General features: G+C 44.6%; 14 protein-coding genes. All 14 read left to right on the top strand.

The genetic code is table 11. The features are described from left to right. Positions 1 to 60: 60 nt before the first annotated feature. Positions 61 to 315 carry a DUF3243 domain-containing protein gene (locus E2L07_RS03170; protein WP_010898543.1) on the top strand — a complete coding sequence of 85 codons (255 nt, stop codon included), beginning with the start codon at positions 61 to 63 and terminating at the stop codon, positions 313 to 315. A 309-nt stretch (positions 316 to 624) separates the two neighbouring features. Then, the gene (locus tag E2L07_RS03165; RefSeq protein WP_010898542.1) at positions 625 to 1,398 is read left to right on the top strand and encodes a DUF3388 domain-containing protein; all 774 of its coding nucleotides are present in this window, start codon (positions 625 to 627) and stop codon (positions 1,396 to 1,398) included. 16 nt (positions 1,399 to 1,414) lie between these two features. Next, positions 1,415 to 2,287, top strand: a complete 873-nt coding sequence (locus E2L07_RS03160; RefSeq protein ID WP_041820638.1) for a helix-turn-helix domain-containing protein — start codon at positions 1,415 to 1,417, stop codon at positions 2,285 to 2,287. Positions 2,288 to 2,447: 160 nt separating this feature from the next. Further along, on the top strand, positions 2,448 to 2,942 hold the full coding sequence (locus E2L07_RS03155) for a YajQ family cyclic di-GMP-binding protein (protein ID WP_010898540.1): 495 nt from the start codon (positions 2,448 to 2,450) through the stop codon (positions 2,940 to 2,942). A 36-nt stretch (positions 2,943 to 2,978) separates the two neighbouring features. Then, positions 2,979 to 3,557, top strand: coding sequence for a CDP-diacylglycerol--glycerol-3-phosphate 3-phosphatidyltransferase (gene pgsA, locus E2L07_RS03150; protein ID WP_010898539.1), 579 nt, complete (start codon positions 2,979 to 2,981; stop codon positions 3,555 to 3,557). 18 nt (positions 3,558 to 3,575) lie between these two features. Further along, positions 3,576 to 4,838 (top strand): competence/damage-inducible protein A, encoded by a 1,263-nt coding sequence (locus tag E2L07_RS03145; protein WP_053430980.1) that lies wholly within the window; start codon positions 3,576 to 3,578, stop codon positions 4,836 to 4,838. Beyond that, positions 4,813 to 6,432 carry a DEAD/DEAH box helicase gene (locus E2L07_RS03140; RefSeq protein WP_420897784.1) on the top strand — a complete coding sequence of 540 codons (1,620 nt, stop codon included), beginning with the start codon at positions 4,813 to 4,815 and terminating at the stop codon, positions 6,430 to 6,432. The genes E2L07_RS03145 and E2L07_RS03140 overlap by 26 nt, the downstream gene beginning before the upstream one ends. Before the next feature lie 191 nt (positions 6,433 to 6,623). Continuing rightward, positions 6,624 to 7,673, top strand: coding sequence for a recombinase RecA (gene recA, locus E2L07_RS03135; RefSeq protein ID WP_010898536.1), 1,050 nt, complete (start codon positions 6,624 to 6,626; stop codon positions 7,671 to 7,673). Positions 7,674 to 7,794: 121 nt separating this feature from the next. After that, a complete protein-coding gene (locus E2L07_RS03130; RefSeq protein WP_053430982.1) occupies positions 7,795 to 8,793 on the top strand; it encodes a metallophosphoesterase family protein in 999 nt (332 codons plus the stop codon). Then, positions 8,780 to 10,192, top strand: a complete 1,413-nt coding sequence (locus E2L07_RS03125) for an AAA family ATPase (protein ID WP_134228828.1) — start codon at positions 8,780 to 8,782, stop codon at positions 10,190 to 10,192. Before E2L07_RS03130 ends, E2L07_RS03125 begins: the two co-directional genes overlap by 14 nt. 31 nt (positions 10,193 to 10,223) lie before the next feature. Further along, positions 10,224 to 10,475, top strand: coding sequence for a hypothetical protein (locus E2L07_RS03120; protein ID WP_010898533.1), 252 nt, complete (start codon positions 10,224 to 10,226; stop codon positions 10,473 to 10,475). Further along, on the top strand, positions 10,468 to 11,133 hold the full coding sequence (locus E2L07_RS03115; RefSeq protein WP_010898532.1) for an AAA family ATPase: 666 nt from the start codon (positions 10,468 to 10,470) through the stop codon (positions 11,131 to 11,133). Before E2L07_RS03120 ends, E2L07_RS03115 begins: the two co-directional genes overlap by 8 nt. 147 nt (positions 11,134 to 11,280) lie before the next feature. Beyond that, positions 11,281 to 12,846 carry a ribonuclease Y gene (gene rny, locus E2L07_RS03110; RefSeq protein WP_010898531.1) on the top strand — a complete coding sequence of 522 codons (1,566 nt, stop codon included), beginning with the start codon at positions 11,281 to 11,283 and terminating at the stop codon, positions 12,844 to 12,846. A 184-nt stretch (positions 12,847 to 13,030) separates the two neighbouring features. Beyond that, positions 13,031 to 13,509 (top strand): transposase family protein (locus tag E2L07_RS03105; protein WP_134228827.1); only part of this gene is annotated, 479 nt, incomplete at its 3' end.

Below are 13,509 nucleotides of genomic sequence, written 5' to 3'. Positions count from 1 at the left end.
TATATTTTCCACCCTCTTTGGCACACTAATCACGAAATTGATATTTGAGGAGGGTACAACATGTCTGTATTAGACAACTGGGAACAGTGGAAAGATTTTTTGGGCGATCGATTACAACAAGCCGAATCCGAAGGAATGAACGATGGTGTTATTTCTGATGTTGCTTATCAAGTTGGTGAATATTTGGCGAAGCAAGTGGAGCCGCAAAATGAGCAAGAGCGCATCTTAGCTGATTTATGGAAAGTCGCAAATGAAGAAGAGCAACATGCGATTGCAAACATGATGGTAAAGCTCGTTCGTAGCGATTATAGATAAGACAAATCAAAAACGCCGCAGTCGCGGCGTTTTTTCTTCTGGTTCCGAGACTGGAAAATAAGGAGGAATTTTCCTTTCTAGTCTCACACAATGTTTACGATTTTATGATGATTTCCAGGGCTATTTTCATAAAACGACTTTTTTCGGTGTGATTTTATGGGTTATGACAGAAATCCCTTTTCAATAAGTAGAAAATGAATTATTATAAAGGTTAGTTAACATTTGTTAGAAAGTAGCCCCTTCTTATGTGAAATTAAGCGGTTAGGCGTTTGGAATGATCCTTTGTACTTCATAAGGGGATGACAGTTGATGAGCGTGAAAGAATGGTACCTAGAATATCAAATTCATAAAAATCGTCCAGGCCTTTTAGGCGATATTTCATCAATACTCGGAATGCTTTCTTGTAATATTGTGACAATCAACGGTGTCGATGATATGCGTCGAGGGATGTTAATTCGTAGCGTCGATGACGACCAGATTTTGCGATTTCGTACGATTTTAGAGACGATTGAAGATATCACTGTGACAAAGTTTCGTGAGCCACGACTCCGTGATCGGTTAGCGATTCGCCACGGTCGTTATATTGAACGTGATGCAGACGACCGCAAAACGTTTCGATTCGTTCGTATGGAGCTCGGCTTGCTTGTTGATTTTATGGCCGAATTGTTTAAGCGCAACGAGCATTATTTAATCGGTATTCGTGGGATGCCGCGTGTTGGAAAAACGGAGTCAATTGTTGCTGCTAGCGTCTGTGCAAACAAGCGATGGTCGTTTATTTCTTCTACTCTTTTGCGGCAAACCGTACGAAGTCAACTGGCGGATGATGAGCTGAGCGAAGAGCATATTTACATCATCGATGGCATTGTTTCAACGATGAGAGCTAATGAAAAGCATCGCATGCTTGTTCGCGACATTATGAGATTGCCAGCTGTAAAGGTAGTGGAACACCCAGATATTTTTATTCGTGAAACAGAATACGAACTCGACGATTTCGATTGCATAATCGAGCTGCGGAATGAAGAAGGAGAAGAAATTACATATGATATGGTGGAATCTGGATTCTCCTCTTTCGATATTAGTTAGTTGGTAGGTGTTAAAAGTGTCAGAATTAGGTCAACGTTTGCGAGAAATACGTGAGGAAAAACAATTATCACTGGATGATTTACAAAGAACAACTAAGATTCAAAAGCGCTACTTACTTGCGATTGAAGAAGGACGCTATGATGTACTGCCAGGCGTATTTTATGCGAGAGCTTTTATTAAAACGTATGCAGAAGCGGTAGGGCTCGATCCTGAGCAGTTATTTGATGAGTTTTCGAATGAATTGCCAAACCCGCAAAAAGATTTGCCAGATCGACCGGCTCGTAGTGAACGTATGAAGCGTACCGCACCACCTGTGCCAAAGAAAAAATCAAAGTTGTTTTCCCTCTTGCCGATGGTGGCTGCTGTAGCGGCGATTTTATTGCTTGCGATCGGCATTTGGTATTTTGCACAAGGGAACGATCGGGCACAAGAGCCACCGCCAGAAGAGCATGATGTGGAAGCGGAAGTTGGTGAAGATCCCGGCGTAGAAGAAGTTGAAGAGGAAGAAGAGCAACCAGAGGACAATGGAAGCGATGCTGCCGAAGACGAGCAAGCGGAAGAGGCTGATGAATCAGAGCTTGTTCACATTGAATCTGTTGGCAATCGTTCCTATTATGAATTGAGTGGAACCGATCGATTTGATGTTGAGATTACATTTGATGGGACGTCTTATGTGGCGATTGAGAATGGCCTTGGAAATACATTTTTTGCTGCCAATGCCGGAGAAGGTGATGAGCAGACTTATGACTTTAGTGGAGAAGAGGAAATTGAATTTAATTTCGGCGCTTCCACTTTTGTTAACTTGACGATTAATGACGAGGCATTCGAATTCCCTCTTGACACCCCACATCAACGTGTGAACATTGTGTTTAACCCATCAGAACGTTAAGAACGACCTATGGCTACTGGCTCAGACCTATGGCTACTGGCTCATCAGTAGCTTTTTTCTTTTAATGTGATTTAAAATTACGAAATGAGTCCATATTATGGTACAATGTTACGTAGGCCTAAAAACGTTGCTTTCAATGCAGTATGAAAGGATGATGAACGTGGCAAAAGAGCATTCTTTTGATCTTGTCTCAGAGGTAAACCTTCAAGAAGTGGATAACGCCATTAATTTAGCGATGAAAGAAATTACGAATCGTTATGACTTTAAAGGCTCAAAAAGCTCAATCGAGCGAACAGGGGATGAGCAAGTTACCCTCATTTCAGACGATGAGTACAAATTAGAAAGTGTTATCGACATTTTAAAATCAAAGTTTATTAAGCGGGGATTATCACAAAAGACGATGGATTTTGGAAAGATTGAGCGTGCGGCTGGCGGCACGGTTCGCCAAGTGGTTACCCTTCTCTCGGGAATTGAAGGTGAGCGGGCAAAGAAGCTGACAAAGCTTATTCGTGATTCAAAATTAAAAGTGAAAGCGCAAATCCAAAACGATCAAATTCGGGTAACGGGTAAGAATATCGATGATTTACAGCAAGTGATTCAATTGGTGAAAGAGCAAGACTTGGACTTTCCCGTACAGTTTGTTAATATGCGATAATTCGTAAGGATAGCATAAAAGAAAGGGTCGAATACGGTGAACGTACCAAATAAGATCACGTTATCACGAATAGGGTTAATCCCGTTATTTATGCTGTTTTTGCTCGCCCCCATTCCGTTAGGTACAGCGGTGCTGTTCGGTGTGGAAATCCCTGTTTCGCATTTAGTCGCCCTGTTTCTGTTTGTATTAGCGGCTGCTACTGATTGGCTTGACGGTTATTATGCAAGGAAATGGAAGCTTGTAACTAATTTTGGGAAGTTCCTTGATCCGCTGGCTGACAAACTGCTCGTGACGGCGGCATTAGTGGGGCTTGTAGAAATTGGAACAATTCCAGCATGGATGGCCATCATCATCATTAGCCGTGAGTTTGCTGTCACAGGGATTCGTCTTGTGGCCGCCTCTGACGGAGCAGTGATCGCAGCAAGTAAGCTCGGAAAATGGAAAACGGTCTCGCAAATCGTGGCGATAATTGCCTGCTTGCTTTATAACGTTCCTTTTGCTGCAGTAGGTTTTCCTTTTATGATAATCGCGTTATGGGTTGCTACCATTTTAACGATTGTTTCAGGCGTCGATTATTTCCTGAAAAACAAAGAGTTTTTGTTGAAATCTAAGTAGGACTGAGGGAATTTTCACATGAAAGCAGAAGTAATTGCTGTCGGTTCAGAACTGCTTTTAGGACAAATTGCGAATACAAATGGCCAATTCCTCTCGCAGCAGCTAGCAAAAGCAGGGGTTGACGTTTTTTATCACTCTGTCGTTGGTGACAACGCGACAAGACTTCAGGAAACGCTTGAAATCGCAAGTAAACGTTCCGAGTTGATCATCCTCACTGGGGGACTGGGGCCAACGAAGGATGATTTGACTAAAGAGGTTGTGGCATCGTTTCTTCACAAAGAGCTTGTGATCGATGAAGTAGCCCTTGAGCAAATTGTTTCCTTTTTTGAGAAACGAAACTTGCCAATGACGGAAAACAATCGCAAACAAGCACTCGTCCTGAAAGAGGCTACTATTTTTCAAAATCATTATGGCATGGCACCAGGTATGGCGACGATCCATCAAGGGGTCACCTATGTTCTTTTACCAGGTCCGCCACGGGAAATGAGACCGATGGTGACAGAGCAAGTCATTCCATTCTTAAGCAGCCATGTTGGCGATGTGCAAATTATTTCCCGCGTACTGCGCTTTTTTGGCATCGGAGAATCGAAGCTTGAGACCGAGCTAGAAGATCTCATAGATGGTCAATCGAACCCAACGATTGCTCCCCTTGCCAGCGAAGGAGAAGTCACGTTAAGGTTAACAGTAAAGCATCATGATGAAACACAGGCAGCGCTGCTGTTAGATGAAACAGAGAGGAAGATACGTGAGCGGGTCGGTCACTATTTTTATGGATATGACGAAACTTCTTTAATGGAAAAGCTCGTTTCGTGTTTAACGAAAACGGGGCTTTCGCTTGCTAGTGCAGAAAGCCTGACAGGAGGATTATTCGGCGCCAGAATAACAAATATTCCTGGGGCATCTGCCTGTTTTCTTGCCGCGATAACCACATATACTAATGACATGAAGCAAAGTTGGCTAAACGTCCCTCCACACGTGTTAGAACAGCACGGGGCAGTCAGCCCAGAATGTGCTATAGCGATGGCACAAGGAGTGAAAAAGCTAACAAAGGCTGATGTGACGATCAGTTTTACAGGTGTAGCTGGACCGTCACCATCCGAAGGAAAAGAACCAGGTACGGTATTTATCGGTTTGTGCTTCCGAGATGACGAGCCGGAAGCGATCACCCTTCAACTTTCTGGCAGCCGTGAACAGATTCGTGAGCGCACATTAAAGCACGGATGCCAGCAGATCTTGAACAGAATAAAAAGGTGGAATGAACGAAGCAATGATAAAGTTTAATGAGTTACAAATTGGAGAAGAAATTAAAAAGGCGATTATTGAGATGGGATTTGAAGAGCCATCTCCTATCCAAGCAAAGGCGATTCCTGCAATCCTTGCAGGTGGTGATGTCATTGGCCAAGCCCAAACAGGAACAGGAAAAACAGCTGCGTTTGGCATACCAGTAGTGGAAAAAGTGACGACGGGCCGCCATGTACAGGCTCTTATCTTAACACCTACACGAGAGCTAGCAATCCAAGTGTCAGGAGAAATTCAAAAGCTTTCCAAGCACAAAAAAATTCGTACCCTTCCGATTTATGGGGGACAATCGATTGTTCATCAAATCAAAGCTTTAAAACAAGGAGTTCAAGTCGTCATTGGGACACCGGGTCGTATTATCGATCATCTGCGTCGGAAAACGTTAATTTTAGACCACGTTAATACAGTGATTTTAGACGAAGCTGATGAAATGCTTGATATGGGCTTTATCGATGATATCGAGTCCATTCTGCGCCAGGTGAAAAATGAGCGCCAAACCTTGCTTTTCTCTGCGACGATGCCGCCAGCGATTAAAAAGCTATCTCGCAAATATATGAACGATCCACAAACCGTATCCATCAATCGACGTGAAGTGACAGCACCTTCTATCGATCAATTTTATTATAAAGTGTTAGAGCGGAATAAATTAGATTCTCTTTGCCGGATTATTGACAGCGAGCAGATTGATCTTGGAATTTTGTTTTGCCGGACGAAAAAAGGGGTGGCAGAGCTAACGGAAGCATTGCAAGCTCGCGGTTACATTGCCGATGGATTACACGGTGATTTAACACAATCTCAGCGTGATGCAGTTATGCGGAAATTCCGTGACTCATCGATTGAATTCTTGATTGCCACCGATGTGGCGGCGAGAGGGATTGACGTGGGGAACGTCTCTCACGTGATCAATTATGATATTCCCCAAGATCCAGAAAGCTATGTTCACCGGATCGGTCGTACAGGCCGTGCAGGACGTAAAGGGCTTGCACTTACGCTTGTCACGCCAAGGGAAATGAAACATCTCCGTTCGATCGAACAAGAAATTAAAATGTCAATCCCGTCTCAAGAAGTGCCAACGATTGAAGATGTGGTGGAAAAACAAAAAGAATCATGGAAGAAACAAATCGCCCATCGAATTGAGAAAGGCTCTAACCAAAAGCACCTCTTCGAGCAAATGACTGAAGAGTTGATGGCAGAGTACGATTCAAAAGAGGTGATCTCTGCTCTCCTTCAATTAAACTACGCGATGGACACAACTCCTGAGGATGCGGGATATAGCTTTGGGGAAACCGGTGGTGCCAAAGGCATGGTCCGTTTCTTTATCAATGTTGGTAGAAATGTGAATATGAGTCCAAAGATTCTTGTCGAGGAGATTGCAGAGCTTGTTGACATTCCTGGTAAGGCGATCGGCCGAATCGACATCTTTGAAAAATTCACGTTTGTTGAAGTGCCTGAAGAAGTGGCTCCGTTTGTTTATGAAGCGCTTCGTTACTCAAGGATCAACGGTGCTCGTGTGAACCTTGAGCCAGCAAAACCTCGTCCAAAGCGGGAATCACAGCGAAGAACATTTCAAAAATAGAGTCGAACGATAATCGTTGGAGAGGGCTGAGCGCATTCAGTCCTTTTCTTCATCTTCTATGATAAAAAAAGCGAATAAATGTTCGTAAAAATGGTTGGCAAATGGATCAAAACATTGTATGATAGAAAAGGAACGAAACATAGATTCGCCTATTTGTATAATGGATCGTATCAATAGAGGAGAGATGATAGATGAGTGATCGTAAAGCAGCGTTGGACATGGCGTTACGACAAATTGAAAAGCAATTCGGAAAAGGCTCGATCATGAAGCTGGGAGAACAAGCAGAACAACGTGTATCTACCATTTCCAGCGGTGCTCTTGCCCTTGACATCGCCCTGGGTGTTGGTGGATACCCTCGTGGAAGAGTTATTGAAGTGTATGGTCCAGAATCATCTGGTAAAACGACCGTTGCCCTCCATGCGATTGCAGAGGTGCAAAGAAATGGTGGTCAAGCTGCGTTTATTGATGCGGAACATGCCCTTGATCCGGTTTATGCGAAAAAGCTAGGTGTAAACATTGATGAGCTCTTATTGTCACAGCCTGATACCGGAGAACAAGCGTTGGAAATCGCTGAAGCGTTAGTTCGCAGCGGGGCCATTGACGTCATTGTCATCGACAGTGTGGCAGCTCTTGTACCGAAAGCGGAAATAGAAGGGGAGATGGGTGACAGCCATGTTGGCTTGCAAGCACGCCTAATGTCTCAAGCGCTTCGGAAGCTTTCAGGTGCGATCAATAAGTCAAAAACAATTGCGATTTTCATTAACCAAATTCGTGAAAAAGTTGGTGTTATGTTCGGAAACCCGGAAACGACACCGGGGGGAAGAGCGCTTAAGTTCTATTCCTCTGTTCGTCTCGAAGTGCGCCGTGCAGAGACGTTAAAGCAAGGAAACGATATGGTCGGTAACAAGACGAAAATTAAAGTCGTGAAAAACAAAGTGGCTCCTCCGTTTAAACAAGCGGAAGTGGATATTATGTACGGTGAAGGGATTTCCCGTGAAGGCTCGATTTTAGATATTGCTTCTGAGCTTGATATTGTGCAAAAAAGCGGAGCTTGGTATTCCTTCAATGACGAGCGTCTCGGTCAAGGGCGCGAGAATGCGAAACAATTTTTAAAGGAAAACCCTGAAGCTGCGGAGGAAATTGAAAGCCGAATTCGCGAGCATTACGGTTTGAACGGAGAGATTGAGGTGGAGGCTCCATCGGAAGAGGAGTTTGAAGATCTCCCACTCGATTTGAAATAATATACGTGCTGTACGTCCCCCCTAACGTTACAATAGACATAGGGGGATTTTCGTTATGGTCATCCCATAGTTTAATGGAAAGGTAGGTGCGAAGGCTTCTGATTAAGCCACAGACGAGCAAATGATCAAATTTTTATATTTTACAGATACACATATTCGCGGAACAGCACCGAAAAATCGGTTAGATCCGTTCGTGGAAACGTTAAAACACAAGCTCCATGAAGTAATGGAGATCGCAGAGACGGAAAAAGTGGATATGCTGCTCCATGGGGGGGATGTGTTTGATCGGCCTGACCTTTCACCAAATGTTGTCGGTCAGTTTGCGCAAATTTTCCGTAAAACCTCACGGCCGATCTACGCGATTGCTGGAAATCATGACACATTTGGGCATAATCCTGAGACGATTTCACGCACGATGCTTGGATTGCTTCATTCATTTGGAATCATTCACATTATCGATCCACAAACGCCCGTGTTAGTTGAAAAAGATGGAGTGAAAGTCCAAATTTCTGGCCAGCCGTACCATTACGATATTGATCAGCGAGATCCGAAGCTTGACTATTATCCGGTGAATGTCCATGAAGCGGATGTGATGGTCCATCTCGTTCATAGTATGCTCGTTGAGAAAGCCTTGCCGGAAGGAATTCCACATACATTGATCGATCATATATGGGGAACAAGTGCGGACGTGTTGTTAACAGGCCATTTTCACGGTGGCTTTGGCATTAAACAAAAGGACGGACGTTACATATGCAACCCAGGGGCCATTGCTCGGATTAACAACCACTGGACAGAGCTTGTCCGCACTCCTACGGTCATTTTAGGGACGATTACAAAAGATGGTATTGATTTAAAGGAGCGTCCGCTACAATCAGCGAAAAATGGCGAAGAGGTTCTTGATCGGAGCTTTTTAGAAAAGTCTGTAAATCAAGAAGAAAAACTTCATGCCTTTATTCAGCAAGTGAAAGAGCATGCCGAATTCCAGTCGTTAAATATGAATGATGTGATCAATGAAATTGCGGCGATGTCCAATGTGGAAGAACCGGTGAAACAAGAGGCATTAAGGAGAATTACCGTCATTGAGGAAGCTTGGAAAGGTGGGGAACATGAGTACGATTAATCAGGTCAGGCTTGAAAATTTTCAATCACACCTTGATACGGTTATTGAATTTGGCGAAGGGATGAATGTCATTGTCGGGGAATCTGACAGTGGAAAGACCTCAATCTTACGGGCCATTCGCTGGGCCTTGTTTAATTTGCCAAGAGGGACGGACTTCATGAGGGCAGGTGCTGATTTTGTCCGTGTTCGTGTGACGTTTACTGATGGAACAACCATTGTTCGTGAACGTACTCCTTCGAAGAATCGTTATGTCATAAAGCGGCCAGAGGAGGAAGACCTTATCCTAGAGGGATTTGGTATTCATGTTCCACAAGAGGTGCTGGACGCCCACGGAATGAAGCCACTTCGAATTGACCGTGATCATGAAATCCAGCTTCACGTTGCTCAACAGCTTGACGGACCATTTCTCCTTGATCAGACAGGAGCGATCCGAGCAAAAGCAATCGGTCGAATTAGTGGTGCACACTTTTTGGACATGGCGATACGCGATACGACGAAAGACCTCTCGAGATTGAATCAAAAAATGAAGTATGATGAAGAAGAGGCACAACGAATCGAGGGGGAATTGCTTCCTTTTCAATCGCTCGATTTACATAAGCGGAAGCTTGAACAAGCGGAACAGAAAATGAACGAGCTTCACCAGCTTGAGGAAAAAAAGAAAAAGCTTATGGAATTCGAGCGCGCGCTGGAACAACAAAGGGAACAACAAGCCCACGTTCGGAGGCAGCTGACGCGGGTACAACACCTTGAGGAGTGGATCCATGGGTATGAACGGATTCAAGCGGCTCTCTCACGCCTAACGGTTTATCGTCAGTTTCATCGCCAACTAGGTGAGTTAAAGACACAGGTGACAAAGTGCCACTTATGGATTCAGAAAACAAATCAAATGGCATTAGCGAATGAGCAGTTGAACAGAATGAGTGAACTAAAAGGAAGGCTTGAAGTCCTATCTAAACATAAGCGGTATTGGGACGAACAGGAAAGGGTTAAGCATCATGCCTTTGCGGCGTTTGAAAAAACGTCCTTTGTCACAACAGATCGGATCGTCAACTTTCATAAGCTGCAAGCTTATTACGAACGGAAGCAACACCTTGACACTATCTATCGTAGATGGCGGAACTATGAACAAGAGCGGATTCAATGGCAAGAAAAAAAAGATCAATCGAATGGGGCCGTCATAGCGAACGAGCAGATTGGACAGTTAAACGCCCAGCTCGAAAAGCTGGGGAAACTAAAAGAGTTACAGCAACAAGTTGAACACGTGAGAAAACGAATGGACGATGGACAAGCCTTCTTACATAAAACAAAACAAGAACTGATCAAGCTTGAGCATGACCATCATCAGCTTCTTTTACAGGAAGGTACGTGCCCGACCTGTGGTCAGGCGATTCGCCACTGATCGGTTGAGTAAAGATTTGGAGGATGGAACCATGAAACAAGTAGAACAACAGCTAGCAAAAATGAAGGAAGCGATTGAAAAAGGAAAGGATATGCGCTACCGAGCTGAAGCGAAACTAGAGGAGCTTGAAAACCAGCGAAAACGCCTATTGGAAGATTTGGAGGAGCTTGGCGTAAAACCTGAGGATTTAGAAGGAGAAATTGCACGCTTGGAGCGGGAAATCGAAAAAGGCCTCCAGGAAACGATGGATTTAATTCCAAAGGAACTGTTGCGGGATGAGTGAGTATGTTGTCCATTTTGCGAGCGTCCAGCAACGATTGAAGAAAGCGAATGAAGAGTGGCAACGGCTTGATGCGACAAGACAGCTACTGCTAAAGCAATTGGATGAAAAGCTAAAACAGCTAGAATCTTTTCGTGAGACAAGGGATGTTTATGAAAAGGCGCGAATTCTCTTGCAACAGTCTGCAGAATATGCACGGGAGCAAGCGAAGCAACAAATAGAATCGCTCGTAACGAATGCTCTGCAATATGTGTTTGGACCATTGTTTTCCTTTCACATTGAACTTGAAGAGCATGGAAGCAAAGCGGTCGCTGAATTTTACGTGTTAACAGAATACGAGGGAGTAAAAGTCAAAACGAAGCCACAGGAATCGAGAGGAGGCGGGGTAGTCGACATCGTCACTCTCGCCCTTAGGGTTGCATTGCTTGAAACGATACAACCGTCCATGCCAGGCCCGATTTTGCTTGACGAGCCAGGCAAGCACGTCTCCGAGGAATATGTCCAGCCTCTTTATGAGTTTTTGAGGTCATTAGCTACGATGTTTGGGCGCCAAATCTTAATGATTACCCATAATCATCACTTGGCGGAGTCAGGGGACACAGCCTATCATGTTGACATTCGCGATGGCGTCAGCGAAGTTGTTAAAATTGACAACACTTGACAATCTCCTGTATCACCGATAGAATAAAGAAGAATGCAACAAAATGTTAACCATTTTTTTCTGTGGCATTCGTGTGTTTAATTATGAGAAAATGAATGATTGTAATGTGAATCCCAACAATTAGATAGCAAGAGGAGGTGAAAGAGCATGGAATTTAACGTCTTGTTCATCTCCATTTTGCTTGTTGTCTCTGCAGTCAGTGCAGTTGTTGGATATCTTGTTCGAAAATCGATTGCCGAAGCGAAAATTTCCAGCGCCGAACATGCTGCGAAACAAATCGTTGAAGATGCGAAGCGCGAAGCCGAAGCGGGGAAAAAGGAAGCCATCCTTGAAGTGAAGGATGAGGTTCATAAGCTTCGAACAGAAGCGGAGCGCGAAATTCGTGAAAGAAGAAACGAGATTCAAAAACAAGAGAATCGTTTGGTTCAGAAAGAAGAGATTCTAGACCGGAAAAGTGAAACCTTGGACAAAAAAGAGGAATCATTGGATAAAAGGGAGGAATCTCTCACCAAAAAACAACGACAAATTGAAGAGATGGATAGCAAAGTGGAGGAAATCTTGAACAAGCAGCAAGTAGAGCTTGAGCGAATTTCGGGATTTTCTCGCGAAGAGGCACGTGAAGTCATCCGCGCTGAAGTCGAGCAGGAGATGGCTCATGAAACGGCCTTGCTGATCAAAGAGCGCGTAGCAAAAGCGAAAGAAGAGGCGGATAAAAAAGCCCGTGAAATTCTGTCGCTCGCGATTCAGCGTTGCTCTGCGGATCATGTAGCGGAAACCACTGTCTCTGTTGTGAATTTACCGAACGATGAGATGAAAGGACGTATCATCGGACGGGAAGGACGCAACATTCGAGCCTTAGAGACGCTAACAGGGATTGATCTCATCATTGATGATACCCCGGAAGCTGTTATTTTATCTGGGTTTGATCCGATCAGACGAGAAATTGCTCGAACCGCTTTAGAGAAGCTCGTTCAAGATGGACGGATTCATCCAGCTCGAATTGAGGAAATGGTTGATAAAGCTCGCCGTGAAGTGGACGAGGCCATTCGAGAATACGGCGAACAAACGACGTTTGAAATGGGCATCCACGGGCTCCATCCAGATTTAATCAAAATCTTAGGTCGACTGAAGTTCCGGACGAGCTACGGCCAAAATGTGTTAAAGCATTCGATGGAAGTGGCATATTTAGCAGGACTAATGGCAGCGGAGTTGGGGGAAGATGTAAAACTTGCCCGCCGGGCCGGCCTGCTTCATGATATAGGAAAAGCAATTGACCATGAAGTGGAAGGAAGCCATGTGGAAATCGGTGTTGAGTTAGCGACAAAGTACAAGGAACATCCGGTGGTCATTAATGCGATTGCCTCACACCACGGTGATACAGAAGCCACATCAATTATCTCTTCATTGGTTGCTGCAGCTGATGCATTATCGGCCGCACGACCTGGAGCGAGACGGGAAACGCTTGAAACTTACATCCGACGCCTAGAAAAACTTGAAGAGATTTCAGAGTCCTTCGATGGTGTTGAAAAAACGTACGCCATTCAAGCGGGGCGCGAGGTGCGAATTATGGTTAAGCCGGATATCGTCGACGATGTCCTTGCCCATAAGCTCGCCCGCGACATTACGAAGAAAATTGAAGAGGAGCTTGACTATCCGGGACATATTCGCGTCACTGTCATTCGCGAAACCCGAGCGGTCGAGTATGCAAAATAAAGTGGTGCTAGCACCACTTTATTTTTATATCAGTGAGCTCTGTTGTTACAGGTGATTAATCTTGGCTCTACAATAAATGTTGGGGTTTTTGCACAAAAGAGGGCAAAAAAAATGCACGCAGGCTCCTTTATCCATTATCCTTGAATTGCCTAGAAACAAAGAAAGGATAGGAGCTACGTGTACGATGAATTTTACCATGGATTTGCCCGGATTAAAAGGTGTGAAGGTCACAAAGATGGAGGAACGAGAGGACTTTATCGCGCTCCATGTAGAAATGCCGCGAACGCCTCATCGTTGCCCATCCTGCGGGGAGAGAACCGAGAGAATCCATGATTACCGCATCCAAAAAGTTCAACATCTCAAGCTCTTTGAACGGTGGGTGTATCTATTCTATCGAAAGCGCCGGTACGCGTGCAGATGCGGGAAGCGGTTTGCGGAGAAAGCCTGTTTTGTAGAGCGATATCAGCGTCAGACAGTGGAATGGAATCAAGCGTTTCGCTTACGGCTCATTCAAGGGAAGAACTTTACGGACACAGCGAATCAATTCCAAACGTCCGTGACAACTGCCATGCGCCGGTTTGATCAATTGGCGGCCCCCCTCGTGAAGAAGGTGGATCACCTTCCTCCTCGGATTGCGATTGATGATTACAAAGGGGATACGAA

The sequence above is a fragment of the Halalkalibacterium halodurans genome (assembly GCF_004376175.1).
GTDB lineage: Bacteria > Bacillota > Bacilli > Bacillales > Bacillaceae_D > Halalkalibacterium > Halalkalibacterium halodurans.
The sequence above is the reverse complement of the archived record's forward strand: the minus strand, read 5'-3'. Positions and strand labels throughout refer to the sequence as shown.